Origin of the sequence: Streptomyces sp. SirexAA-E (assembly GCF_000177195.2) — a bacterium.
GTDB lineage: Bacteria > Actinomycetota > Actinomycetes > Streptomycetales > Streptomycetaceae > Streptomyces > Streptomyces flavovirens.
Window position 1 is genome coordinate 6,140,626 of sequence record NC_015953.1, and the last position, 25,339, is coordinate 6,165,964.

General features: G+C 71.7%; 25 protein-coding genes. 16 read left to right on the plus strand and 9 right to left on the minus strand.

What is annotated here, in order from left to right; translation table 11 throughout:
• The first annotated feature begins 7 nt into the window (after positions 1–7).
• Positions 8–1,042: an aldo/keto reductase gene (locus SACTE_RS26990; RefSeq protein WP_014049190.1), complete on the plus strand. Its 1,035-nt coding sequence runs from the start codon at positions 8–10 to the stop codon at positions 1,040–1,042.
• Here SACTE_RS26990 and SACTE_RS26995 read toward each other — a convergent pair.
• Positions 1,039–1,443 (minus strand): VOC family protein, encoded by a 405-nt coding sequence (locus tag SACTE_RS26995; protein WP_026359089.1) that lies wholly within the window; start codon positions 1,441–1,443, stop codon positions 1,039–1,041. The genes SACTE_RS26990 and SACTE_RS26995 overlap by 4 nt on opposite strands.
• Before the next feature lie 184 nt (positions 1,444–1,627).
• On the opposite strand from SACTE_RS26995, the gene SACTE_RS27000 reads away from it, so the two are divergent.
• Both SACTE_RS27000 and SACTE_RS27005 read left to right on the plus strand, forming a co-directional pair.
• The gene (locus SACTE_RS27000) at positions 1,628–3,133 is read left to right on the plus strand and encodes an MFS transporter (RefSeq protein WP_014049192.1); all 1,506 of its coding nucleotides are present in this window, start codon (positions 1,628–1,630) and stop codon (positions 3,131–3,133) included.
• A complete protein-coding gene (locus SACTE_RS27005; protein ID WP_014049193.1) occupies positions 3,130–4,179 on the plus strand; it encodes a glutathione S-transferase C-terminal domain-containing protein in 1,050 nt (349 codons plus the stop codon). Before SACTE_RS27000 ends, SACTE_RS27005 begins: the two co-directional genes overlap by 4 nt.
• Before the next feature lie 54 nt (positions 4,180–4,233).
• Here SACTE_RS27005 and SACTE_RS27010 read toward each other — a convergent pair whose 3' ends face one another.
• A complete protein-coding gene (locus SACTE_RS27010; RefSeq protein ID WP_026359088.1) occupies positions 4,234–5,103 on the minus strand; it encodes a DMT family transporter in 870 nt (289 codons plus the stop codon).
• Positions 5,104–5,207: 104 nt separating this feature from the next.
• Here SACTE_RS27010 and SACTE_RS27015 point away from each other — a divergent pair, with 104 nt between their 5' ends.
• Entirely contained in the window at positions 5,208–6,329 is a 1,122-nt protein-coding gene (locus tag SACTE_RS27015; RefSeq protein ID WP_014049195.1) for a winged helix DNA-binding domain-containing protein, read from the plus strand.
• 29 nt (positions 6,330–6,358) lie between these two features.
• Here the strand turns inward: SACTE_RS27015 and SACTE_RS27020 are convergent, their stop codons facing one another.
• On the minus strand, positions 6,359–7,198 hold the full coding sequence (locus SACTE_RS27020) for a helix-turn-helix transcriptional regulator (protein ID WP_026359087.1): 840 nt from the start codon (positions 7,196–7,198) through the stop codon (positions 6,359–6,361).
• Positions 7,199–7,316: 118 nt separating this feature from the next.
• Between SACTE_RS27020 and SACTE_RS27025 the strand changes: the two genes are divergently transcribed.
• On the plus strand, positions 7,317–8,993 hold the full coding sequence (locus tag SACTE_RS27025; protein WP_014049197.1) for an AMP-binding protein: 1,677 nt from the start codon (positions 7,317–7,319) through the stop codon (positions 8,991–8,993).
• Positions 8,990–10,600, plus strand: a complete 1,611-nt coding sequence (locus SACTE_RS27030) for an AMP-binding protein (RefSeq protein ID WP_014049198.1) — start codon at positions 8,990–8,992, stop codon at positions 10,598–10,600. The genes SACTE_RS27025 and SACTE_RS27030 overlap by 4 nt, the downstream gene beginning before the upstream one ends.
• A gap of 84 nt (positions 10,601–10,684) precedes the next feature.
• Here the strand turns inward: SACTE_RS27030 and SACTE_RS27035 are convergent, their stop codons facing one another.
• The 3 genes from SACTE_RS27035 to SACTE_RS27045 all read right to left on the minus strand — a co-directional run bounded on the left by SACTE_RS27035 (position 10,685) and on the right by SACTE_RS27045 (position 12,239).
• The gene (locus SACTE_RS27035; RefSeq protein WP_014049199.1) at positions 10,685–10,906 is read right to left on the minus strand and encodes a hypothetical protein; all 222 of its coding nucleotides are present in this window, start codon (positions 10,904–10,906) and stop codon (positions 10,685–10,687) included.
• Positions 10,907–10,977: 71 nt separating this feature from the next.
• Positions 10,978–11,505: a GNAT family N-acetyltransferase gene (locus SACTE_RS27040; RefSeq protein ID WP_014049200.1), complete on the minus strand. Its 528-nt coding sequence runs from the start codon at positions 11,503–11,505 to the stop codon at positions 10,978–10,980.
• A gap of 20 nt (positions 11,506–11,525) precedes the next feature.
• Positions 11,526–12,239, minus strand: a complete 714-nt coding sequence (locus tag SACTE_RS27045; RefSeq protein ID WP_014049201.1) for a hypothetical protein — start codon at positions 12,237–12,239, stop codon at positions 11,526–11,528.
• A gap of 335 nt (positions 12,240–12,574) precedes the next feature.
• Here SACTE_RS27045 and gcl point away from each other — a divergent pair, with 335 nt between their 5' ends.
• From gcl to SACTE_RS27060, 3 genes are all read left to right on the plus strand, one after another.
• Entirely contained in the window at positions 12,575–14,347 is a 1,773-nt protein-coding gene (gene gcl, locus SACTE_RS27050) for a glyoxylate carboligase (RefSeq protein WP_019993100.1), read from the plus strand.
• Positions 14,348–14,462: 115 nt separating this feature from the next.
• Positions 14,463–14,912 carry a universal stress protein gene (locus SACTE_RS27055; protein WP_014049203.1) on the plus strand — a complete coding sequence of 150 codons (450 nt, stop codon included), beginning with the start codon at positions 14,463–14,465 and terminating at the stop codon, positions 14,910–14,912.
• A complete protein-coding gene (locus SACTE_RS27060; RefSeq protein ID WP_014049204.1) occupies positions 14,909–15,985 on the plus strand; it encodes an adenylate/guanylate cyclase domain-containing protein in 1,077 nt (358 codons plus the stop codon). Before SACTE_RS27055 ends, SACTE_RS27060 begins: the two co-directional genes overlap by 4 nt.
• Positions 15,986–16,133: 148 nt before the next feature.
• On the opposite strand, the gene SACTE_RS27065 is transcribed toward SACTE_RS27060, so the two are convergent.
• From SACTE_RS27065 to SACTE_RS27075, 3 genes are all read right to left on the minus strand, one after another.
• On the minus strand, positions 16,134–17,591 hold the full coding sequence (locus SACTE_RS27065; RefSeq protein WP_014049205.1) for a catalase: 1,458 nt from the start codon (positions 17,589–17,591) through the stop codon (positions 16,134–16,136).
• Positions 17,592–17,774: 183 nt separating this feature from the next.
• A complete protein-coding gene (locus tag SACTE_RS27070) occupies positions 17,775–18,668 on the minus strand; it encodes a 2-hydroxy-3-oxopropionate reductase (RefSeq protein WP_014049206.1) in 894 nt (297 codons plus the stop codon).
• Between the two features lie 36 nt (positions 18,669–18,704).
• Positions 18,705–19,526 carry a TIM barrel protein gene (locus tag SACTE_RS27075; RefSeq protein WP_014049207.1) on the minus strand — a complete coding sequence of 274 codons (822 nt, stop codon included), beginning with the start codon at positions 19,524–19,526 and terminating at the stop codon, positions 18,705–18,707.
• 151 nt (positions 19,527–19,677) lie between these two features.
• Here SACTE_RS27075 and SACTE_RS27080 point away from each other — a divergent pair, with 151 nt between their 5' ends.
• The 7 genes from SACTE_RS27080 (at position 19,678) to SACTE_RS27110 (ending at position 25,254) form a co-directional block, all read left to right on the plus strand.
• Complete coding sequence (locus tag SACTE_RS27080) at positions 19,678–19,929, plus strand: hypothetical protein (protein ID WP_014049208.1); 252 nt, start codon at positions 19,678–19,680, stop codon at positions 19,927–19,929.
• The gene (locus tag SACTE_RS27085; protein ID WP_014049209.1) at positions 19,926–20,303 is read left to right on the plus strand and encodes a helix-turn-helix domain-containing protein; all 378 of its coding nucleotides are present in this window, start codon (positions 19,926–19,928) and stop codon (positions 20,301–20,303) included. The genes SACTE_RS27080 and SACTE_RS27085 overlap by 4 nt, the downstream gene beginning before the upstream one ends.
• A gap of 155 nt (positions 20,304–20,458) precedes the next feature.
• Entirely contained in the window at positions 20,459–20,965 is a 507-nt protein-coding gene (gene uraD / locus SACTE_RS27090) for a 2-oxo-4-hydroxy-4-carboxy-5-ureidoimidazoline decarboxylase (protein ID WP_014049210.1), read from the plus strand.
• A 41-nt stretch (positions 20,966–21,006) separates the two neighbouring features.
• Positions 21,007–21,396 (plus strand): hydroxyisourate hydrolase, encoded by a 390-nt coding sequence (gene uraH, locus SACTE_RS27095; RefSeq protein WP_014049211.1) that lies wholly within the window; start codon positions 21,007–21,009, stop codon positions 21,394–21,396.
• A gap of 6 nt (positions 21,397–21,402) precedes the next feature.
• Complete coding sequence (pucL, locus tag SACTE_RS27100; RefSeq protein ID WP_014049212.1) at positions 21,403–22,326, plus strand: factor-independent urate hydroxylase; 924 nt, start codon at positions 21,403–21,405, stop codon at positions 22,324–22,326.
• 67 nt (positions 22,327–22,393) lie between these two features.
• Positions 22,394–23,794 (plus strand): nucleobase:cation symporter-2 family protein, encoded by a 1,401-nt coding sequence (locus SACTE_RS27105; RefSeq protein WP_014049213.1) that lies wholly within the window; start codon positions 22,394–22,396, stop codon positions 23,792–23,794.
• A gap of 71 nt (positions 23,795–23,865) precedes the next feature.
• The gene (locus SACTE_RS27110) at positions 23,866–25,254 is read left to right on the plus strand and encodes an 8-oxoguanine deaminase (RefSeq protein WP_014049214.1); all 1,389 of its coding nucleotides are present in this window, start codon (positions 23,866–23,868) and stop codon (positions 25,252–25,254) included.
• The last annotated feature ends 85 nt before the right edge of the window (positions 25,255–25,339 follow it).

The following is a 25,339-nucleotide window of genomic DNA, read 5'->3' on the forward strand; positions in this document are numbered from 1 at the left end:
ACGCAGGATGACGGAGTACCGCACCCTCGGGCGCACCGGCGTGAAGGTCAGCCCGCTGGCCCTGGGCACCATGATGTTCGGCCCCCGCGGCAACCCCGACCACGACGACAGCATCAGGATCATCCACCACGCGCTGGACTCGGGCATCAACTTCGTCGACACCGCCGACGTCTACTCGGCGGGGGAGTCCGAGGTCATCGTCGGCAAGGCCCTCGCCGGGGGCCGGCGTGACGACGTGGTGCTGGCCACCAAGTTCCACGGAAGTCTCGGCGACGACCCCAACGAGCGGGGCAACAGCCGCCGCTGGATCATCCGCGAGGTCGAGAACAGCCTGCGCCGGCTCGGCACCGACTGGATCGACCTCTACCAGGTGCACCGCCCCGAGCCGGACACCGACTTCGACGAGACCCTCGGAGCGCTCTCCGACCTCGTCCACCAGGGAAAGATCCGCTACATCGGCACCTCGACCTTCGAGCCCTCCTCGATCGTCGAGGGCCAGTGGCTGGCCGAGCGCCGGGGCCGCGAACGCGTGGTGACCGAGCAGCCCCCGTACTCCCTGCTGGCCCGGGGCATCGAACGCGAGGTCCTGCCCGTCGCGCAGCGGTACGGACTCGGGGTGCTGTCCTGGAGCCCGCTGGCCGGCGGCTGGCTCTCCGGCCGCTACCGCACGGGCGCCGAGCAGCCCGCGTCCAGCCGTACCGCCCGCCAGGCGGCCCGTTTCGACATCGGTGCCCCGGAGAACGCCGCCAAGCTGGCCGCCGCCGACGCGCTGGCCCGGCTCGCGGAGGACGCCGGACTCACCCTCGTGCAGCTCGCCCTGGGCTTCGTCCTCGAACACCCGGCAGTCACCTCGGCGATCATCGGCCCGCGCACCTTCGAACAGCTGGACAGCCAGCTGGGCGCGGACAAGGTGCGGCTGAGCCGGGACGTCCTGGACCGCATCGACGAGATCGTGCCGCCCGGCACCAACCTCTCGGCGCGCGACGCGGGTTACGTCCCGCCCGCGCTCACCGAACCGGCGCTGCGCAGGCGGACCGCCTAGACGGTCTTTGCCGGCCGGGCCGGGTACACGGCCAGGGAGAACGAGTGCCCGGCCGGATCGGTGTAGACACGGGCGTCGCGCGGGCCGCTGTTGCTGTCACCCGTGTCCACCGGCCGGGCGCCGAGGCCGATCGCCTCGCGCTCGGCCTCGTCCATGTCCCCCGGGTCCACCAGGATGCGCAGATGCGCCTGGTGGGCGTCCTCCGGGCGGGGCCAGCTCGGCGGCGCGTAGCCGTGGTCGCGGCGGACGGCCAGGTGCACACCCGCGTTCCCGACGACCTCGACGAAGTCGGGATCGCTCCCGATCCGTGTCTCGGCGCCGAGGAGCTCGGCATAGAAGTCCGCGAGCTCCAGAGGCTCGGCACAGTCCAGGACGAGGACGCTCGTTTTCCCCACAGTCATGCCTTCACCGATACCCCCGACGGGGCGCCGCACGCCGACGGTCCCGGCCACTTCCGCCCCGTCCGGCCGGCCGGGGCCCCGGGCCACCCGGATGCCGGGTACACGCGGCTGACAGGGGAGCGCGGGCACACCGGGCGGCGCGCCCGGGACCGGGAAGGGCCGGCCGCGGCCTAGGGTGCGGGTCATGGCTGAGAGCAAGGGGCACCGGGACACGGACTCGACCGGTTCCGGCCCGTCCGACCCCCGTCGCTGGCGGGCCCTCGGCGTCTGTCTGGTCGCCGGGTTCATGACGCTGCTCGACGTGTCCATCGTCAATGTGGCACTGCCCTCCATCAAGGAGGGCCTCGACACCCCGGAGTCCGACCTCCAGTGGGTGCTGTCCGGGTACGCCCTCGCCTTCGGGCTGGTCCTCATCCCGGGCGGCAGACTCGGTGACGCACGGGGCCGGCGCGTGGTCTTCATGACGGGGCTCGCCCTGTTCACCCTGGCCTCGGCGGCCTGCGGGGCCGCCCAGTCCAGTACCTGGCTCGTCGTCGCCCGCCTCATCCAGGGCGCGGCGGGCGGACTGCTCTCCCCGCAGATCTCCGCGCTGATCCAGCAGATGTTCTCGGGGCGTGAACGCGGCCGTGCCTTCGGCATGTTCGGCACCGTGGTCGGCATCTCCACCGCCGTCGGCCCGCTGCTGGGCGGGGTGCTGATCCAGGTCGCCGGGGCCGACGAGGGCTGGCGCTGGGTCTTCTACGTCAACCTGCCCATCGGCGCCGTCTGTCTGCTGCTGGCCCACCGGCTGCTGCCCGACACACCGCACGCGGGCCGGGTACGGCCGCGCGACCTGGATCCGTTCGGCGTGCTGCTGCTCGGCGCCGGGGTACTCGTCCTGCTGCTGCCGTTCGTCCAGGCCCAGCAGTGGCCGGGCAACGGCAAGTGGCTGCTCGTGCCGGTCGCCGTCCTGCTGCTCGCCGCGTTCGTCGGCTGGGAGGCGCGCTGCACACGGCGCGGGGTACAACCCGTCCTCGACCTCGGGCTCTTCCGGTTCCGGTCGTTCTGGCTGGGCTGCCTGATGATCCTGCTGTACTTCGCCGGGTTCACCTCGATCTTCTTCATCAGCACCCTCTACCTCCAGTCCGGACTGCACTACAGCGCCCTGGAGGCCGGGCTCGCCATCACCCCGTTCGCGCTCGGCGCGGGCGGTTCGGCGAGCATCGGCGGGCGGCTCGTGCACCGCTACGGACGGCCGCTGATCGTGGTGGGCCTGACCATGGTCGCGGCGGGGCTGGGGCTGACCGCGATGGCCGTCCACCTGGTGCCCGGCCGGGGCGCGGGCCTCGCGATGGCCGCCCCGCTGCTGCTGGCCGGACTCGGCAGCGGTCTGGTCATCGCCCCCAACCAGACGCTCACCCTGTCCGAGGTGCCGGTCCGCAACGCGGGCAGCGCCGGGGGCACCCTCCAGACCAGCCAGCGCGTCGGATCGGCCATCGGTATCGCGGCGGTCGGCTCGGTCTTCTTCGCCCAGCTGGGCCGCGACGCCTGGGCCGACGCCTACGACCACGGGCTGATCGTGTCCGTCGCGTTCGTCCTCGCCGGGCTGATCGTCGCCCTCGCCGATGTCGGAGCCGGTCGACGGGGAAGGAGACGCCAGGAGGTACGGGACACCCCTCAAGCAACCGATCCGCCGAGGAGCGAGACGTGAGCAGCACACCTTCAGCCCAGGAGTCCGACGACCGGGACCCGAACGGGAACAGCTCGTACGGCCACAAGCCCTTCAAGCGGTCCCGCAGCCACTTCGCCGACCGGATCACCGCCGACGGGCGGGACGGCTGGCCCGTCGAGGCGGGACGCTACCGGCTCGTCGTCAGCCGGGCCTGTCCCTGGGCGAGCCGGGCCCTCGTCTCCCGCCGCCTCCTCGGCCTGGAGAGCGCCCTCTCGCTGGCCGTCGCCGACCCGCTCCAGGACGACCGCAGCTGGCGCTTCACCCTCGACGAGGGCGGCCGGGACCCGGTGCTCGGCATCCGCTACCTGAGCGAGGCGTACGAGGCCCGGGAGCACGACCACCCCGGCGGGGTCAGCGTGCCCGCGATCGTCGACATCCCGAGCAAGGCCCTGGTGACCAACGACTACCAGCAGATCACCCTCGACCTGGCCACCGAGTGGACCGGCCTGCACCGCCCCGGCGCCCCCGACCTCTACCCCGAACGGCTGCGCGACGAGATCGACGAGGTGATGGAGGGCATCTACCGGGACGTCAACAACGGTGTCTACCGGGCCGGATTCGCCGGCGAGCAGGGGGAGTACGAGGCCGCGTACGTCGACGTGTTCCGCCGCCTGGACCTGGTCTCCGAACGGCTCGCCGGACAGCGCTACCTGGTCGGGGACACCCTCACCGAGGCGGACATCAGGCTCTTCACCACCCTGGTGCGGTTCGACGCCGTCTACCACGGCCACTTCAAGTGCAACCGGAACAAGCTCACCGAGGACCCGGTCCTGTGGGCGTACGTCCGCGACCTCTACCAGACGCCGGGATTCGGCGACACCGTCGACTTCGACCACATCAAGCAGCACTACTACCGCGTGCACACCGGCATCAACCCGACCGGCATCGTGCCGCTCGGCCCCGATCCGTCCGGCTGGCTGGCCCCGCACCACCGCGAGGAGCTGGGCGGCCGCCCGTTCGGCGACGGGACCCCGCCCGGGCCGGTCCCGCCCGGCGAGGAGGTACCGGCCCGCGGCAAGCCCTGACGCGGGATCAGGCCCCCTGCACTTGTGCGGTGTACGGGGCCGCCCCCGCCGGGCTCACTTCACCCGGGGCGCCGGTTCCTGGCCGCCGGACGCCAGCGGGGAGCGCGCCAGGATCACACAGCCGACGGCGATCAGCGCCACCCCGATCAGCTGCGGCAGCAGCCACCAACCGCCGCGCACGTGCTCACCGAAGAGCGTCACACCGTAGGTGATGCTGATCAGCGCGTCCCCCAGAGTCAGCATCGGCTGCACCGCCACCAGCGAGCCGGCCTGCAGCGCGTTCTGGAGGAGGAAGAGGGCGCCGACGCCCGCCGCGGCGGTGGCGTACAGCTGCCACGCCGTCAGCAGCCCGACGCCACCGTGGCTCTCCAGCCGTGACATGGCGTCCTTCATCAGCGCCGCCGTCAGCGCGTACCCGCAGGCCGCCGCCAGTCCCAGCAGCGCGGCCCGGGCGTTCCTCCGGGTGGAGAGCGCGGCGGCGATCAGCACGGCCTCGAAGACCCCGGTCGCCACCAGGGCGGGAATCCAGGCGGCACCGCGCACCTCCTCGGTACCGCCCACCGGTGCGGCCGACGCCATGCCGAGCGCCAGCCCGAGCGTCACGGCGGCCACCCCGGACCACACCGGGCGCGGCACCCCGACCCGCATGACGAACCCGGCCAGCAGCAGGGTCGCGGGCAGCTCGATCACGAAGATGGGCTGGACCACGGCGATCGGCCCGGTGGCCAGCGCCACCGCCTGGCAGACGGCGGCGACGATCACCAGTCCGATGCCGCCCAGCCACACCGGCTGACGCAGCAGATGGCCCAGCAGCGACAGACGCATCGCGTCGCTGGAGGGGACGTTGAGGGCGGCGCGGCGCTGGAGCACCGAGGCGGACCCGTTGCTGAGCGCGGTCAGAACGGCGAACAGGACACTGATCACCCGCACCATCATGGGGGCGAGAGGCCCGTCGGCCGTGGCGCCACGGTCCCGTCCGAGTGTCGGATTCGCGGGCCGCTGTCGGTGCCCCCGGATAGCGTTCCGCCATGGTCGCGAAGACGAGCCCTCCCGCGCTGTCCAGCCGCGCACTCAACCGGGCCACCCTGGCACGGCAGTTGCTGCTCCGGCGCACCGCACTCCCGGCCGGGGAGGCGGTCGCCCGGCTCGTCGGCCTCCAGGCACAGAACACCCGGCCCCCCTACTTCCAGCTGCACGCCCGGCTGGAGCACTTCGACCCCGCCGAGCTCTCCGCGCTGATGGAGTCGCGGGAGGTCGTCCGGATCGTCACCCTGCGCTCCACCATCCACACCCACACCGCCGACGACGCGCTCACCCTGCGGCCCCTGGTCCAGCCGGCCCGCGACCGGGAGCTGAGGATCTTCCGCGGCGGGCTCGCGGGGGTGGACCTGGACCGGCTCGCCGCCCTGAGCAGGACGCTCGTCGAGGAGCGCCCGCGCACCATGAAGGAGCTGCGGGACGAACTGCTCACCCACTGGCCGGACGCCGAACCGCGCGCCCTGTCCGCCGCCGCCCGCTGCACACTGCCGCTGGTCCAGATCACCCCGCGCGGGCTGTGGGGGCAGGGCGGGCCGGTCGCGCTCACCACCGCCGAGCACTGGCTCGGCCGCCCCGCCGAGCCGGCGCCCGCCCCCGACGACACGGTCCTGCGCTACCTCGGCGCCTTCGGGCCCGCCTCGGTGAAGGACATGCAGAGGTGGGCCGGACTCACCCGGCTGCGCGAGGTCTTCGAACGGCTGCGGCCCCGGCTGGCCACCTTCCGTGACGCGCACGGCGTCGAACTCTTCGACCTCCCCGACGCCCCTCGGCCCGATGCCGACACCCCCGCCCCGCCGCGCTTCCTCCCCGAGTTCGACAACGTCCTGCTCGGCCACGAGGACCGGACCCGGATCATTCCGGCCGCCTACCGCAACCGCAACGGCGTGGGCAACCAGGTCTACGGCTCGGTCCTGTACGACGGGTTCCTCGCGGCGATCTGGCGGGTGGACCGGGCGGACGACACCGCGACCGTGACCGTCCAGCTGTTCGCCGATCCCGGCGCGGGCGCGCGTGAGGAGATCACGGGCGAGGCCGTCCGGATGCTGGAGACGATGTCGGACGCCACCGTGTACGACGTCCGGTACGCCACGTTCGTCGACTTCGGCGACTGAGCCCCGGCCGTCCCGGGGCACCGCGGGCCTCAGGGCAGCAGACCCGCCCGCCGGGCCGCCACCACCGCCTCCAGCCGGGTGTGGGCCCCCAGCTTCCGCATCGACGAGCGCAGATAGGCCTTCACCGTCTCCGGCCGCAGCCCCAGCCGCTCGGCCGCCACCGCGTTCGTCGCCCCCGACGCCACACAGGCCAGCACGTCCACCTCGCGCGGCGCCAGCCGCACGAACCCGGCCCCGGCCGGACGCTCGCTCCCGGCGGCCGAGGCGAGCCGCCCGCACACCGAGAGCAACTCGTCGCGCAGGTCCGGGTCGGCGATCCGGGGCGCCAGCGCCCGCAGCTCGCGGTGCGCCTCCCGCACGTCCTCCCAGACGCCGGGACCCGTACCGGTCAGCTGCTCCCGGGTGGACGTGAGCAGCTGCCGCACCTCGTCCCGCACGGCGAGCGCCTGCTCGACGTCCCGGGCGGCCGAGGCCGCCGCGTCGAACGTACGGTCCCCGAGGGTGCGCGGGGCGCGCAGGGCGCCGTACAGCACCCCGCGCACCCTGCGGCGCACGACGACCGGCACCGCGACGACCGAGCGCAGGCCCTCCGCCGCCACGGCCGTGTCGTACTCGTGGCTGATGTGCCGGGCGGAGGCGTAGTCGGTCACCGCGCACGGCCGGCACAGCGCGATCGCCTTGCCGCCGAGTCCACTGCCCGCCGAGATGACGAGCCCGCGCAGCGCGGAGGTCTGGGCGCCGCTCAGCTCGGCGATGCGCGCGTGACGGGCGTCGGAGAGCAGCCCGCCGAAGACCACGGGCAGCCCGCTGGTACGTCGCAGCCTCAGCAGGGCCGCCTGGAGCTCGGTCGCCTCGCCCGGTTCGCTCACGGGATGCATCCCCGCTCTCTCGCTGGTACCCCCGTCCGGGGGTGGTGAGATCTGGGTCACTGTTCACATGATGTTAAGGCCCGTCGTCCCGCTGACGGGTCCGCAACGAGGAGGGCACATGCCGGCAACCAGCGCGACGCAGACGTTCCGGGAGGCACGGGACTTCCTGCTGGAGCACCGCGAGGACTACGCGACGGCCTACGCGGGCTTCCGCTGGCCCCGGCCACCCCATTTCAACTGGGCGCTCGACTGGTTCGACGTCATCGCCGAGGGCAACGACCGCACCGCCCTGCACATCGTCGAGGAGGACGGCGGCCGCACCGAGGTGTCCTTCGCCGCGATGGCAGCCCGGTCCGACCGGGCGGCGAACTGGATGCGGTCCCAAGGCGTCGCGGCCGGCGACCGGATCCTCGTCATGCTCGGCAACCAGACCGAACTGTGGGAGACCGCCCTCGCGGCGATGAAGCTGCGCGCCGTCGTCATCCCCGCCACCCCGCTGCTGGGCCCCGTCGACCTGCGCGACCGCGTCGAACGCGGCCGGATCCGGCACGTCCTCGTACGGTCCGAGGACACCGCGAAGTTCGACGAGGTGCCCGGCGACTACACCCGGATCGCGGTCGGTGAGGACGTCGACGGCTGGCTCGCCTACCGCGGGGCCGAGGAGGCCGCCGACACCTTCACGCCGACCCGGGAGACCGACGCCGACGAGGCGCTGATGCTCTACTTCACCTCCGGGACGACCGCCAGCCCCAAGCTCGTCGAACACACCCATGTGTCCTACCCGGTCGGTCACCTGTCGACGATGTACTGGATCGGGCTGAAGCCCGGTGACGTCCACCTGAACATCTCCTCGCCCGGCTGGGCCAAGCACGCCTGGTCCAACCTCTTCGCCCCGTGGAGCGCCGAGGCCACCGTCTTCGTCTTCAACTACACCCGCTTCGACGCGGCCCGGCTGATGGCGGAGATGGACCGCTCGTCGGTCACCAGCTTCTGCGCCCCTCCGACCGTGTGGCGCATGCTCATCCAGGCCGACCTGTCGCAGCTGAGGACGCCCCCGCGTGAGGTCGTCGCCGCGGGTGAACCCCTCAACCCCGAGGTCATCGAGACCGTCCGGCGGGCCTGGGGCGTCACCATCCGGGACGGCTTCGGACAGACCGAGACCGCCGTCCAGGTCGCCAACACCCCGGGGCAGCCGTTGAAGGCGGGCTCGATGGGCCGCCCCAACCCCGGCTTCAGGGTGGAACTGCTGGACCCGGTGACCGGTGCGCCGGGCGCGGCGGAGGGCGAGATCTCCCTGGACCTGTCCGACGCCCCCGTCGGCCTGATGACGGGCTACCACGGCGACCCGGAGCGCACCGCCCGGGCTATGGCAGGCGGCTACTACCGCACCGGCGACATCGGCTCCCGGGACGAGGACGGCTACATCACCTATGTCGGCCGGGCCGACGACGTGTTCAAGGCCTCCGACTACAAGATCTCGCCCTTCGAGCTGGAGAGCGCCCTGCTGGAGCACGAGGCGGTCGCCGAGGCGGCGGTCGTGCCCGCCCCGGACCCGGTGCGGCTCGCCGTGCCGAAGGCGTACGTGGTGCTGGCGGAGGGCTGGGAGCCGGGGCCGGACACCGCGAAGGTGCTGTTCGCGCACTCCCGGTCGGTCCTCGCCCCCTACAAGCGCATCCGCAAACTGGAGTTCGCCGACCTGCCCAAGACCGTCTCCGGGAAGATCCGCCGGATCGAGCTGCGCGAGGCGACCGCCCGGGGCACCGGTGCCGAGTTCGACGAGGGGGACCTGCGATGACCGACGAGCTGTCCTACGCCCATGGCACCGGAACCACGCCGCTGCTGGGCGACACCGTCGGCCGCAACCTCGCCCGGGCCGTCGAGGCGTTCCCCGAGCGAGAGGCCCTGGTCGACGTGGCCTCCGGTCGCCGGTGGACGTACGCCGAGTTCGGCGCCGCCGTCGAGGAGCTGGCACGGGCCCTGATGGCCTCCGGGGTGGCGAAGGGCGACCGGGTCGGCATCTGGGCCGTCAACTGCCCGGAATGGGTGCTCGTCCAGTACGCCACGGCCCGGATCGGGGCCGTCATGGTCAACATCAATCCGGCCTACCGCGCGCACGAGCTGAGGTTCGTCCTCGACCAGGCCGGCATCTCCCTGCTGGTGGCCTCGCTCAGCCACCGCTCCAGCGACTACCGGGCTCTGGTCGACCAGGTCCGCGCCGACTGCCCCGCGCTCCGGGCGGTCCACTACATCGGTGACGCCTCCTGGGACGACCTGGTCCGGGCCTCGGCGTCCGTCACACCCGAGCAGCTCGCCGCGCGCGAGGCCGAGCTGTCCTGCGACGACCCGATCAACATCCAGTACACCTCGGGCACCACGGGCTTCCCCAAGGGCGCCACCCTCTCCCACCACAACATCCTCAACAACGGTTACTTCGTGGGCGAGATGGTGGCCTACACCGAACACGACCGCGTCTGCCTGCCCGTGCCCTTCTACCACTGCTTCGGCATGGTCATGGGGAACCTGGGCATCACCTCGCACGGCGCCTGCATCGTCATCCCCGCCCCCGCCTTCGAGCCCGCCGCCGTGCTCGAAGCCGTCCAGCGCGAGCGCTGCACCTCGCTCTACGGCGTCCCCACCATGTTCATCGCGGAGCTCGACCTGCCGGACTTCGCCGCCTACGACCTCTCCTCGCTGCGGACCGGGATCATGGCCGGATCGCCGTGCCCGGTGGAGGTGATGAAGCGGGTCGTCGCCGAGATGCACATGGAGGAGGTGTCCATCTGCTACGGGATGACGGAGACCTCCCCGGTCTCCACCCAGACCCGCCGTGACGACGACCTGGAGCGCCGCACGGGCACGGTGGGGCGGGCGCTGCCGCACATCGAGGTGAAGGTGACCGACCCGGTGACGGGGGTGACCCTCCCACGCGGTGCGGCCGGTGAGCTGTGCACCCGCGGGTACAGCGTGATGCTCGGCTACTGGGACGAACCGGAACGGACCGCGGAGGTCGTCGACGCGGGCCGCTGGATGCACACCGGAGACCTCGCGGTGATGCGCGAGGACGGCTACGTCCGGATCATCGGCCGCATCAAGGACATGATCATCCGGGGCGGCGAGAACGTGTACCCCCGGGAGATCGAGGAGTTCCTCTACGGCCACCCGAAGATCGCCGACGTACAGGTGGTCGGCGTGGCGGACGAGAAGTACGGCGAGGAGATCCTCGCCTGCGTCATCCCCCGCGACCCGGCGGCCCCGCCGACGCTGGAGGAGGTGACGGCGTACTGCCGTGAGCAGCTGGCCCACTACAAGATCCCGCGCCGGCTGCGGATCCTGGACACCTTCCCGATGACGGTCAGCGGCAAGGTCCGCAAGATCGACCTACGGGCGGGGTACGGGGAGTAGAAGAGCCGGCTCCCCGAAGGCCCGCGATGGGGCGCGCCTTCGGGGAGGAGGCGCACGCCGGGGCGGTGGGCACCGCCCCGGCGGTCAGGCCGCCTCTATGATGCCGGCGCCCATGCCGCGGGTGGCCGCGGCCCATTCGATGAGCAGGACCTCGTACTGCGCGGACTCCACGGACGACCAGTCCTGGCCGGCCCGCTGGTCCACGAGCGCACGGATCGCCTCGTTCGCCTCGACGACGGCCGGGTGCGTCGGCTGTGTCGGGAAAACGGGCGCGAAGTGGGTGGAAAGTCGTGGAGTTAAGACCATGCCTTCACTCTACGTCCCCATACTGACAACAGTCCGAACATATGTGGCTCCCGGGGCAGGGGTGACCGAAATCATGCTCCGGGACGCGCCGGAAGTTCACGGCGCATGCAGACCCGTGGCCACCGGTCCAGGCCGTGTTCGGCCTCCCGGGCCCTGATCTCCCTGAGCCCTTCGCCGACTTCGTCCGCCGCCAGCGTCCGAAAACCGATGCGCTCGTAGTACGGGGCGTTCCAGGGGACCGAGGCGAAGGTGGTGAGCGTGAGGGCGTCCAGGCCCTCGGCCACGGCCCGGTCGGCGAGGTGGGCGATGAGGGCGCGGCCCACGCCCCGGCGGGCGGCGGCGGGGGTCACCGAGACCTGCTCGACATGGGCCGCGCCGTCCACCCGGTCCGCGAGCAGATAGCCGACCGGGCGGTCGTCGGGCCCCTCGGCCGCCACCCAGCACCGGCCGGCGCGGGCGTACTCCTCCAGCACGCCGAGCGGCGGGGGCTCGTCGTCGGCGACCGCGGCCATGCCGAACGCCCGGAAGGGCTCGCCGGCGGCGCGTTCGATGTCCTGGAGCAGCGGGAGTTCGGCGCGGCGGACGGGGCGGATGCGCATGCCGCCAGTATGGCGGGCGGTCAGGGGCCGGTGCTGACGAGCTCCTCGGCGGGGCTGTTGACCGGCTGCGGGGTACCCGTGAGGTCCATGACGAAGAGCGGGATGGCGAGGCCGTCACCGCGCGACCTGGCGTCGTCCGCGTACCCGGCCAGGGAGAAGAAGACGCTGGTCACCTCCGAGTTGAGGGCGTTCAGCCAGAGGCATTCGACGTCGCGCAGGGTTGTGGGCCGGGTGGTCGAGTCCACCTGGGCGATCAGTCCGTCCGCCCGCAGGTCGATCCGGGACAGCGGGCGCACCTCCGGCTGGACGACGTCGCGGTAGCCGAGCCAGGTCAGATAGAGCGCGGCGGCGCTGACCGCGTCGCGGGACGTACGGATCACCAGGGGCCGGAACGGCGGGCGCGGGTGCGCGGCCGTGCGGGGGAGGGGGATATGGGCCGGGGTGACCGGGCGGGCGGCCGCTCCACCGCGTGTGGCGACCGCGCGTACCGGTATGCGCAGCACCGCCCCGCAGGGGCAGCAGAGCTCGGGATGGGGCCACTGGTCGCGACGTCCGCAGCTGTGGCAGCGGACGCTCACCCAGTCGTCGGTCCAGGTGCGGTGCGTGATGGGTTCGGCGGGGGCGCCGCGCAGGAGCGGCGGGGCGGTCGGCGCTCCGCACGGGCACGGGTACACCGGGGTGATGTAGGCGTGGTCCCGGCGGCAGACCGGGCAGCGTACCGGTACGGACTCCACGAACCGCCCCCTCCCGCCGCCGACTTCGCGGCCCTTGCTCTCCGTGTCCCCATCGTCCACCAAGAGCGATGTTCTGGGCAGGGACTTGGCGTATTTGGTCCGGCGGCGCCTTCTCCCGCCGGCCGGACCGGTCCCTCGACGGCCGCCCCGGGTCTCTTGACGGCCGTCCCGGGTCTCTTGACGGCCGTCCCGGGTCTCTTGACGGCCGTCCCGGGCCCGCTCTAGATTACTTCCGTATAGCAGAACAAGTCTTCCGCAATGCGGAAATGGTGCTCTCAGGTGGCGCGACAGAGCCCGAATCCACCACATCCGAGCAGGAGTCCTCCATGCCCCGTATGACCGCTGCCCGCGCGGCAGTCGAGATCCTCAAGCGCGAAGGCGTCAGCAACGCGTTCGGTGTGCCGGGTGCCGCGATCAATCCGTTCTACGCGGCGCTCGAGGCGGCCGGCGGGGTGCACCACACCCTCGCCCGCCATGTCGAGGGCGCCTCCCACATGGCCGAGGGCTACACCCGCGCCGCCGCCGGGAACATCGGCGTCTGCGTCGGCACGTCGGGCCCGGCCGGCACCGACATGATCACCGGCCTGTACTCCGCCATCGCCGACTCCGTCCCGATCCTCTGCATCACCGGTCAGGCCCCGACGGCCGTACTCCACAAGGAGGACTTCCAGGCCGTCGACATCGCGTCGATCGCCGCCCCGGTGACCAAGGCCGCCACCACCGTCCTGGAGGCCGCGCAGGTCCCCGGCGTCCTCCAGCGGGCCTTCCACCTGATGCGCAGCGGTCGGCCCGGCCCGGTCCTGGTCGACCTGCCCATCGACGTGCAGCTGACCGAGATCGAGTTCGATCCCGAGCTGTACGAGCCGCTCCCGGTGCACAAGCCGGCCGCGAGCCGCAGGCAGATCGAGCGCGCTCTGGACATGATGGACGCCTCCGCGCGCCCGCTGATCGTCGCCGGCGGCGGTGTCATCAACGCTGACGCGTCGGAACTCCTGGTGGAATTCGCCGAGTTGACGGGCGTCCCGGTCATCCCGACCCTGATGGGCTGGGGCACCCTCCCGGACGACCACGCGCTCAACGCCGGGATGGTCGGCCTGCAGACCTCGCACCGCTACGGCAACGCGAACTTCCTGGAGTCCGACTTCGTCCTCGGCATCGGCAACCGCTGGGCCAACCGGCACACCGGCAGGCTCGACGTGTACACCGAGGGCCGCACCTTCGTCCACGTCGACATCGAACCCACCCAGCTGGGCAAGATCTTCGCCCCTGACCTCGGGATCGCCTCCGACGCCAAGGCCGCGCTGGAGCTTTTCGTCGAGGTGGCACGTGAGCGCGAGGCCGCGGGCCGGCTGAAGGACCGCGCGGCCTGGGCGGCGTCCACCCAGGAGCGCCGGGCGACGCTCCAGCGCCGTACGCACTTCGAGAACGTGCCCCTGAAGCCGCAGCGCGTCTACGAGGAGATGAACCGGGCCTTCGGGCCGGAGACCCGGTACGTCACCACCATCGGCCTCTCCCAGATCGCGGGCGCCCAGATGCTGCACGTCTACCGGCCGCGCCACTGGATCAACTGCGGCCAGGCCGGTCCGCTGGGCTGGACGATCCCCGCCGCGCTGGGCGTCGCCACGGCCGACCCGGACGGCTCCGTGGTCGCCCTCTCCGGTGACTACGACTTCCAGTTCATGCTGGAGGAGCTCGCGGTCGGCGCGCAGCACCGCATCCCGTACGTCCACGTCCTGGTGAACAACTCCTACCTCGGGCTCATCAGGCAGGCGCAGCGCACCTTCGACATCGACTTCCAGGTCAACCTGGAGTTCGAGAACCTCAACTCCCCGGAGCTGGGCGTCTACGGCGTCGACCACGTCAAGGTCGTGGAAGGGCTCGGCTGCAAGGCGATCCGGGTCACCGAACCGGACCAGCTGCTGCCGGCGTTCGAGGAGGCGAAGAAGCTCGCCGCCGAGCACCGGGTGCCGGTCGTGGTCGAGGCGATCCTGGAGCGGGTCACGAACATCTCGATGAGCGGGAGCGACATCGCGTCGGTCAACGAGTTCGAGGACGTGGCCTCGGAGCCCGGCCACGCCCCGACCGCGATCCGCGCGCTGACGGGCTGACGGCAGGAACGCGGGGGGCGGTCCCCGTGCCGTGCGTGCCGCCCCCTTGTCCGGCGGATCCCGGCGCCCTATCTTACTCCGGAGTAAGCTTACTTCGCGGTAAGGGGAGGTTGTCGTGGTCGCCTACCGGACGGTGATGGTCGGCACGGACGGCTCGGAGTCGTCGTTCGCAGCGGTCGAGGGGGCGGCCCGGCTCGCCGCCGTCTGCGAAGCCGAGTTGGTGATCGCCTGTGCGTACGCACCCATGCGCGGGCCCGAACTATCGCGTGCGACCGACCAGTTGGGAGCGGAGGCGTTCCAGGTGGTGGGGTCGGCGCCCGCCGAGGACACGCTGCGGATCGCCAGGGACCGGGCTCGAGCGCAGGGCGCGGTGCATGTGCGCTCCGTGGCCGTGGAGGACGAGCCGGTTGCCGCGCTCGTACGGACCGCCCGGGAGTGCTCGGCCGATCTCCTGGTCGTCGGAAACCGGGGGCTGCGCTCGCTCGCCGGGCGCATCCTCGGATCCGTGCCCGCGGACGTCGCCCGGAGAGCGGGTCTCGACGTGCTGATCGTGCACACCACATGAACGCACCGGACCAGGAGCCCCGGTCCGGTGCCGGCGAACCGCGGCCGACCGTCGAGGAGGTCCTGCTCGGCGGCGGCCGCGTCCATACGCGGCGGGACGTCGTCGCACGGACCGGTGTCACGGCCGAGCGCACCGCGCAGATCTGGCACGCGCTCGGGTTCCCGGTGGTCGACGATGACGCGCGGGTGTTCACCGACGCCGACGTGGACGCGCTGCGCGCGGGGGAGCGGCTCATCGAGGCGGGGCTCATCACCGCGGAGAGCGAAACGATGATGGCGCGTGCTCTGGGACACCATCTCTCCCGCCTCGCCGAGTGGCAGGTGTCCACCTTGTGGGCCTGGATGAGCCGGGGACCGGGCGTCCCTGGGCACGGGGGAGAACCGGTCGATCACGCCGCGGCCCTGCTGCCCGAGATGGAGCGGTTGCAGCGGCATGTGTGGCGCCGTCATCTCGCCGCGCACGCGGGGAGGATGGCCGCCGAGGGGCAGGGCTTCGTGCCGGCCGGGCCGGGGCGGCCCGTCGGGGCGGCGGCGGACGGTCCGACGGCGGCCGGGGAAGGGACCGACGTCCGCGAACTGGCGGTCGGATTCACGGACATGGTCGGTTACACCCGGATGACCCGGGGACTGGACACCGCCGAACTGGGCAGGGTGCTCGACCGGTTCGAGAGCCTGACCGGCGACGTGGTCGCCGAGGGGGGTGGCCGGGTGGTGAAGACCATCGGGGACGAGGTGCTGTTCGTCTGCGATTCGGCGTCCGCGTCCGCCGGCATCGCGCTGGAACTCACCGCCCGTGTCGAGGAGGAGAAGCGGCTGCCGAAGGTGCGGACCGGGCTGGCCCACGGCGCGGTCCTCATTCGCTTCGGTGATGTCTACGGGGGTGCGGTGAACGTCGCGGCCAGACTCACCGGCGTGGCCCGCCCGGCCACCGTGCTGGTGGACACGGCGTTCGCCGGGGAACTGGCGGGGACGGCCGCGTACGAACTCAGAGCGCTGCGACCGGTGTCGGTGCGCGGCTACAACAGGCTGCGCCCGGTGGTCCTGCGACCGCGGCGGCGGACGGGGGCCCGGTGAGCGGCCCGGTTCCCTCAGGTCTGGAACCGGACCGCCGGGCCCTTCGCCACCGCACTGGCGTCGTCCGCCGCCGCGGTCCCGTCCTGCCGGTGCCGCGCGGCACCCCTCATCAGGGTGCGCGGCACCGGCAGGGTCTGGGGGCGGCGGCTCAGTCCTCGCGCAGGGCGCGGACGGCCTCCGCCACGCGCTTGCCGTACTCGGGGTCGGCGGCGTGGAAGTGGGCGAGGTTCTTCCCGATCACGTCGTCGCGGGTGACCTGCGAGAGGCCTGAGGCGATGTTGGCGATCAGGCGGTCCCTCTCGTCGGCCGACATCAGCCGGTAGAGCTCGCCCGCCTGGAAGAAGTCGTCGTCCTTCGTGTGCGCGGGCGCCTCGTGCGTGCCCGTCCAGCCGTGCACGGCGAGCGGGGCGGCGAGCGGGTCACCGGTCTGGGCGGGACCGGCGTACGAGTTGGGCTCGTAGTTCCTGTCGTGGCGCGCGCCGTACCGGGTGGCGTGCAGGCCGTCGCGCCCGTAGTTGTCGACGACGGGCGCCTTCGGCGCGTTGACCGGGAGCTGGGTGTGGTTGATGCCCAGCCGGTAGCGCTGCGCGTCGGCGTACGCGAACAGCCGGCCCTGGAGCATCTTGTCCGGGGACGGGCCGATGCCGGGCACGAAGTTGTTCGGCGAGAACGCCGCCTGCTCGACCTCGGCGAAGACATTGTCCGGGTTGCGGTCCAGGACCAGGCGCCCGACCCGGTGCAGCGGATGGTCCGCGTGCGGCCACACCTTGGTGACGTCGAACGGGTTGAAGCGGTACTCCGCGGCCTCGGCGGCCGGCATGACCTGGACGTGCAGGGTCCAGGACGGGTTCACCCCGCGCTCGATGGCCTGGAGCAGGTCCGTCTGGTGCGAGGCGGCGTCCTGGCCGACGAGCTCGGCGGCCCGGCCGGCGTCCAGGGAGCGCACGCCCTGGTTGGTCTTGAAGTGGTACTTGACGAAGAAGGCCTCGCCCTCGGCGTTCGTCCACTGGTAGGTGTGCGAGCTGTAGCCGTTCATGTGGCGGTAGGAGGCCGGGATGCCCCGGTCGCCCATCAACCAGGTGACCTGGTGGGTGGCCTCGGGGGAGTGCGCCCAGAAGTCCCAGACGTTGTCCGGCTCCTGACGGCCCGTGAAGGGGTCGCGCTTCTGCGAGTGGATGAAGTCGGGGAACTTCACCGGGTCCTTGACGAAGAAGACCGGGGTGTTGTTGCCGACCAGGTCGTAATTGCCCTCGTCCGTGTAGAACTTGACGGCGAAACCGCGCGGGTCGCGTACGGCGTCGGCGCCACCGAGGGAGTCGGCGACCGTCGAGAAGCGGACGAACGTCTCGGTGCGCCGGCCGACCTCGGACATGAAGTCCGCGCGGGTCCAGCCGGTGACGTCGTCCGTCACCTCGAAGTAGCCGTACGCGCCGGAACCGCGGGCGTGCACGACGCGCTCCGGGATGCGCTCACGGTTGAAGCGGGCCAGCTTCTCCAGCAGGTGCTGGTCCTGGATCAGGAGCGGCCCGCCGGCACCGGCCGTGGCGGAGTTCTGGTTGTCGGCGACCGGAGCGCCTGACTCGGTGGTGAGCACACGCTGGGACATGAAGACCTTCCGTACGGGGCTGCTGACGGCCTGAGGAGCGTAGGTTCGGCACGAACCGCACGTCAACAGTTTGTTGAATTCGGAGTATGTGGTTCCGGACCGCGGCGGCGCCTGGGCGCGACAGGACAGGTGTCAGCGCCGCCACGGCCCGGAGTTCGGGGGCCCCGCTGTCGGGGCGAGGTGTCAGACCTGGGAACCGGAGAGGCGCTCGACCGAGCGCAGCAGCGCCGAGTGGTCCAGGCCCCCGTCGCCCTGGGTGCGCAGCGAGGCGACCAGCTGGGCCACCACCGCCCCTACGGGCAGTGCGGCACCGACGGTGCGGGCGGCGTCCGTGACGATCCCCATGTCCTTGTGGTGCAGGTCGATCCGGAAGCCGGGGGCGAAGTCCCGCTTCAGGAAGTTGTCCTTCTTGCGGGTCAGGACCGTCGAGCCGGCCAGTCCGCCGTTCAGCACGTCGAGCGCGGCGGCCAGGTCGACCCCGGACTTCTCCAGGAAGACCACGGCCTCGGCGCACGCCTGGATGTTGACGGCGACGATCAGCTGGTTGGCGGCCTTGACCGTCTGGCCGGAGCCGTGCGGGCCGCACAGCACGATCGTTCTGCCGAGCGCCTCCAGCAGCGGCCGGGCGGCGTCGAAGTCGGCCTGCTCGCCGCCGACCATGATGGAGAGCACGGCCTCGATCGCGCCGGCCTCACCGCCCGAGACGGGGGCGTCCAGCACGCGGACGCCCTTGTCCTTCGCGGCCGCGGCCAGGTCCACGGAGGTCTGCGGGGTGATCGACGACATGTCGATCAGCAGGGCGCCGCTCCTGACGTTCTCCAGGATGCCGTCCGGGCCGTAGGCGATCGCCTCGACCTGCGGGGAGGCCGGGACCATGGTGACGACGACGTCGGCGTCGCGTACGGCCTCGGCGACCGAGGCGGCACCCTTGCCGCCCGCCGCGACCAGCCGGTCGACCTTGGCCTGCTCCAGGGTGTGGCCGGTGACGTCGTACCCGGCCTTGATCAGGTTCTCCGCCATGGGGGATCCCATGATGCCGAGCCCGATCCAGGCGACCTTGGGGAGGTTGCTGCTCATGAGGGTGCCTTCCGGTGAAAACGTGTGGGGCGGGGGTCAGGCCGGGAGCCAGTCGAAGGACTCCGCGCTCGGCCGGTCGCCCGGCTTGTACTCCAGGCCGACCCGGCCCGTGTAACCGGCGTCGGCCAGTTCGTCGAGGAGTCGTTCCAGCGGGAGCGAGCCGGTGCCCGGCGCGCCGCGCCCCGGGTTGTCGGCGATCTGGACGTGGCCGGTCCTGGCGGCGTACGCCTTGATGACCTGGCCGACGTCCTCGCCGTTCATGGACAGGTGGTAGAGGTCCAGCAGGAACTTGGCGTTGCCCAGTCCGGTGGCTTCGTCGACCCGGTCGACGACCTCGATCGCCGACGGCGCGCTCAGCAGCGGATAGCGGGGCGACTCCGGCCCGTTGAGCGCCTCGATCAGGAGGTCCGCCCCGACGTCGTGAGCGGCGCGGGCGGCCGCCACCAGGTTCTCCAGGGCGAGTTCGTCCTGGACGGCGGGGTCGACGCCGTCCACGCGGTTGCCGTAGAGCGCGTTGAGCGCCCGGCAGCCGGTGGCGGCGGCGAAGGCGGTCGCCACCTCGATGTTGGCGCGGAAACGGTCCGACTCCGCGCCCGGCAGCGAGAGGGCGCCGCGGTCCGGCCCGGGCAGCCGGCCGGCGTAGAAGTTGAGCCCCACCAGCTGGGTGCCGGCGTCGTCGAGCGCCTTGCGCAGGGCGTCGAGCTCCGCCTGCGGCGGCGTGGGGGTCTCGGTCCAGGGCCACCACAGCTCGACCGCCGAGAATCCGGCCGCGGCCGCGGCCGCGGGGCGTTCCAGGAGCGGGAGTTCCGTGAAGAGGATCGAAAGGTTCACATCGAAGCGCTGGTCCGCGTAACCCATACTGCACTCCTTCCGTATTGCGGAAGTTAGTTTCTGCTCAACGGAAGATTGCAACGAGGTCGGCGCGGCTGTCAAGAGGCCTCCCGCGTTGCGTAGGGTCGGGAATCGAGCCGGGCGAGCCGACGACCGCGGCGGGACATGAGGAGGCACCGTGCGTTTGAGGGTGGAATTCACCACCGAGCCCTTCGACCTCGACGAGGCACCCGCCCACGCGGTGGTGGCCAGGGAGGTCGTGCAGGCGGCCGACCTCGACGCCGTGGACGTGGGCCCCTTCGGCAACACGGCCGAGGGCGGTGCCGACCAGGTGCTCGCCGCTGTGGACGCGCTGCTCCGCGAGGCCCTGGCCTCCGGGGCCACCCGGGTCTCGCTCCAGCTGAACGTGATCGGGGAGGACACCCCGTGACCGAACCGGTGGACCATCCCCTCGTGATCGCGGTGAAGCCGCTCGTCGACGCCATGGGTGCCGAACTGCTCGGCCCCGACCAGGCGCAGGCCGACGACGTGGTGCTCGCCTGGGAGGGGGAGGCGGTGCTGGCCGTACGGCTTCCGCAGCTCTCCGACTCGCTCGACCACATCCTGGCCGCGATGGAGCGGCGGCACGGGATGCCGCTCGCCGAGCTGGACCGCAAGACCAAGCAGGGTGTCGTGCGGACGCTGGAGGCGCGCGGCGCCTTCTCCGTACGGCACGGGGTGGAGACCGTGGCCGGCGCCCTCGGCGTCAGCCGCTTCACCGTGTACAACTACCTGAACCGGGAACACGCCGCGAAGGGCGAGTAGTCCGGCCGTGTCCCCCTCGATGCCGTCGACCCGGTCCCCGGGCGGCGGCATCGGCTGTTCGTGGAATTTCAACAAACTGTTGACGTGGTGTTGCGAAGGGCGTTAGCTATCCGCAGCCCGACAACGCACAGCGAAAAAAGGCCACGGAGGCTCCCGTGACGACGAGCTCCACACCGGGCCTCGCCCGGTTCAACACCCAGGCGGCACCCGAGGCCGCCGCCGCGCTGCACGAGGTCTGTGCGAGCGGACACTGGGGGAGCGTCATCCTCTCCCGACGGCCCTACGCCACCCCCGAGGCACTCCTCCTGGCCAACGACGCCGCCACGGCGGAACTCTCCGAGAAGGACCTGGCCGAGGCGATGGCCGGGCACCCGCCGATCGGTCGCCCCGAGCCGGGGGACCCGACGTCGGCCCGCGAACAGCGCGGGATGGCGGACGCGTCCGACGAGCTGAGGGCCGAGATGCTCGCACTGAACCTGGCCTACCAGGAGAGGTTCGGACACGTCTTTCTGATCTGCGCCACCGGAGCCACCGGTGAGCAGATGCGCGACGCGCTGAAGGCCCGGATCTCCAACCCGCCCGAGCGGGAACGCGAGATCGTGCGCGCCGAACTGGGCAAGATCAACCGCGTCCGGCTGACCCGCCTCGTACAGGACTCCTGAAGCCCCGTACGGCACCACAGAGAACAAGGAGCGTGACGGTCTTGAGCACCGACACCACCGCATCGGTGTCCACCCACGTCCTGGACACCAGCATCGGCCGGCCCGCCGAGGCCGTCACCGTCTCCCTGGCCGCCCGCGACGGCGACGAGCGGTACGTGACGCTCGGCGCGTCCGCGACCGACGCGGACGGGCGCTGCACAGACCTGCCGGCCCTGCCGGAAGGAACCACCCACGTACGGCTCGTGTTCGACACCGAGTCGTACTTCACCGCCAAGAAGCAAGCCGAGGCGCAGCAGGACGCCCCCCGCGTAAGGGACAGCGGCGCGTTCTTCCCGGAGGTGGCGATCGCTTTCGCCGTCACCCCCGGCGAGCACTATCACGTACCGCTGCTGCTCAACCCGTTCGGCTACTCCGTTTACCGAGGGAGCTAGCTACAGATGCCCACGATTCTCGGCCAGAACCAGTACGGCAAAGCAGAGAACCGCGTCGTCAAGATCGTGCGGGACGGCGACACCCACCACATCAAGGACCTCAACGTCTCGGTCGCCCTCTCCGGCGACATGGACGACGTCCACTACTCCGGTTCCAACGCCAACGTCCTGCCGACCGACACCACCAAGAACACGGTGTTCGCCTTCGCCAAGGAACACGGCATCGAGTCAGCCGAGCAGTTCGGCATCCACCTCGCCCGCCACTTCGTGACCTCCCAGGAACCGATCAGGACGGCCCGGATCCGGATCGAGGAGTACGCCTGGGAGCGCATCGCCACCTCCGACGGCAACTCCCGCTTCATCGGCGCCGATGAGGTCCAGCACTCCTTCGTCCGCAAGGGCCAGGAGCTGCGCACCGCCCAGATCACCTACGACGGCCGGAAGTGGGAGATCGTCTCCGGCCTCAAGGACCTCACCGTGCTCAACTCCACCAACTCGGAGTTCTGGGGCTACGTCAAGGACAGGTACACCACCCTCAAGGAGGCGTACGACCGCATCCTGGCGACCGATGTCTCCGCCAGGTGGCGCTACAACTGGACCGACGACGAACAGCCCATGCCGAACTGGGAGAAGTCCTACCGGCAGGCGCGCAAGTACATGCTCGAAGCGTTCGCCGAGACGTACTCCCTCTCGCTCCAGCAGACCCTTTACCAGATGGGTTCGCGCATCATCAACAGCCGGAGCGAGATCGACGAGATCCGCTTCTCGCTGCCCAACAACCACCACTTCCTCGTCGACCTGGAGCCCTTCGGCCTCAAGAACGACAACGAGGTCTACTTCGCCGCCGACCGGCCGTACGGCCTCATCGAGGCGACGGTGCTCCGGGACGGCGTCGAGCCCAAGATCCCGGTCGACATGACCAACCTCTGACGCGGCGCTGAACCGGCTCCCCTCGGCCCACGCCCGGGCGGGGCCGGTCCATCCCGGAGGACACACCATGGCACAGCCTGCAACGGGGCCGGCGCAAGGCCCATGCACCGCACCACCGTCCGCCGCCGGCACAGCGGTCCACCCGGTGGACGAGAGACTCCCTCCCGCGCGGCTCCTGCCCGCCGCGCTCCAGCACATCGCCGCCATGTACGCGGGCGTCGTCACCCCTCCGCTCATCATCGGACAGGCCGTGGGCCTCGACGCGGCCGGCATGACCCGGCTGATCGCCGCCGGCCTGCTGATCGCCGGCTGCGCGACCCTGCTCCAGACCCTCGGCGCCGGACGTTTCGCCGGCAACCGGCTGCCGTTCGTCAACGCCGCGTCCTCCGCCGGGATCGCCCCGATGCTCGCCATCGCCGAGACCAGCGCCCCCGGCCACCAACTCCCCGCCATCTACGGGGCGGTGCTCGTCGCCGGAGTGTTCTGCCTGGCCGTCGGCCCCTTCTTCGGCCGGTTGCTCCGCTTCTTCCCGCCGCTCGTCACCGGTGTCGTCATCACCCTCATCGGGGTCACCCTGATGCCCGTACCCGTGGGCTGGGCCCAGGGCGGCGACGAGACGGCCGCCGACTTCGGCGCCATGAAGTACCTGGCGCTGGCCGCCTTCACCCTCGTCGTGATCCTGCTGATCCAGCGCTTCGGACGCGGCTTCGTCAAACAGGTCGCCCTGCTGGCGGGCATGTTCGTCGGCACCCTGGCCGCGATCCCGTTCGGACTCGCCGACTTCTCCGGGCTCGGCTCCGCGCCGCTGGCCGCGCTGCCCGCCCCCTTCGCCTTCGGAGCGCCCGAGTTCCGGCCCGCCGCGATCCTCTCCCTGTGCATCGTCATGCTGGTGCTGATGACCGAGTCGTCCGCCGGGATGCTCGCCCTCGGCGAGATCTGCGACCGGCGCACCGACGGCCCCACCCTCACCCGGGGCCTGCGCACCGACGGCATCGCCACCCTCCTCGGCCCGGTCTTCGGCGGCTTCCCCACCAGTGCCTTCGCCCAGAACGTCGGCGTCGTCACCCTGACCCGGGTCCGCAGCCGCTACGTCGTCGCCACGGCCGGCTGCGCCCTGCTGGTCCTGGGGGCCTTCCCCGTCCTCGGAGCGGTCGTCTCGCTCGTCCCGATGCCCGTCCTCGGCGGCGCCGGCATCGTCCTGTTCGGCTCGATCGCCGTCAGCGGCATCCGGACGCTCTCCGCGGCCGGCCTCGACGACAGCTCCAACATCATCCTGGTGGCCGTGGCGCTCGGCGCGGGCATCGTCCCGCTCGCCGCGCCCGGCTTCTACGCCGGATTCCCGTCCTGGGCACAGACCGTGCTCGGCTCGGGGATCAGCGCCGGAGCACTCGCCGCCGTCCTGCTCAACCTGTTCTTCCACCATCTCGGCACCCACGGCCGCAACGCCGTGGCACTCAAATCCTCCTAGGGTCCTGCCGTGCCCTCCCGTGCTCCCCGGACGCACGGGTGCCCTCGCCACCGAGAGAAGAAGGAAGCGCCATGGCAGCCTCGGCAGACCCCCAGCGCCTCGTCATCGAGAACTGTTCGATCGCCACCGTCGACGCCCACGACACCGAGTACGCCTCGGGCCACATCGTCGTCGCGGACAACCGCATCGAATCCGTCGGCGCCGGCAAGGCCCCGGAGGGGCTCACCGGTGTCGTACGCCGCGTCGACGCCACCGGACACCTCGCCACCCCGGGCCTGGTCAACACCCACCACCACTTCTACCAGTGGATCACCCGGGGCCTGGCGACCGACCACAACCTCTTCGACTGGCTCACCGCGCTCTACCCGACGTGGGCCCGCGTCGACGAGCCGATGGTCCGCGCCGCCGCCCAGGGATCGCTCGCCATGATGGCCCGCGGCGGGGTCACCACCGCGATGGACCACCACTACGTCTACCCGCAGGGGTCCGGAGACCTCTCCGGCGCCATCATCGGCGCCGCCCGTGACATGGGCGTACGCTTCACGCTCGCCCGGGGGTCCATGGACCGCAGCGAGAAGGACGGCGGGCTGCCCCCGGACTTCGCCGTCGAATCCCTGGAGGGAGCGCTCGCCGCCACCGAGGCCACCATCGACGCGCACCACGACACCTCCTTCGACGCGATGACGCAGATCGCGGTGGCACCCTGCTCACCGTTCTCCGTCTCCACCGAACTCCTGAAGCAGGGCGCGGAACTGGCCCGGCGGCGCGGCGTACGGCTGCACACCCACGGCTCCGAGACCGTCGAGGAGGAGCAGTTCTGCAAGGAACTGTTCGGGATGGGCCCCACCGACTACTTCGAGACGACCGGCTGGCTCGGCGACGACGTGTGGATGGCGCACTGCGTCCACATGAACGACTCCGACATCGCCGCCTTCGCCCGCACCGGCACCGGCGTCGCCCACTGCCCCTCGTCCAACGCACGCCTCGCCGCCGGAATCGCCCGCGTCCCCGACATGCTCGCCGCCGGAGTCCCGGTCGGCCTCGGCGTCGACGGCACCGCGTCCAACGAGTCCGGCGAACTCCACACCGAACTGCGCAACGCACTCCTGATCAACCGCCTCGGCGCCCACCGCGAGAAGGCCCTGAACGCCCGTCAGGCACTGCGGCTGGGCACCTACGGCGGCGCCCAGGTGCTCGGCCGCGCCGACCAGATCGGCTCGCTGGAGGCCGGCAAGCTCGCCGACCTCGTCCTGTGGAAGCTGGACACCCTGGCCCACGCCTCCATCGCCGACCCGGTGACCGCGCTCGTCTTCGGAGCGGCGGCACCCGTCACCCTCTCCCTCGTCGACGGCAGGACCGTCGTCGAGGACAACCGCCTCACCACGGTGGACGAGGACGCCGTCGCCCGCGCGACCCGCGACGAGGCCAGGCGCCTGGCGCAGATCGCCGCCGGAGCCTGACGGCCCGCCGCGCAGGCGGCACAACCCCCTGACCGGCCGGCCGAGGGGGACGGCCCTCGGCCGGCCTCCGTGGACCCGACAGGGC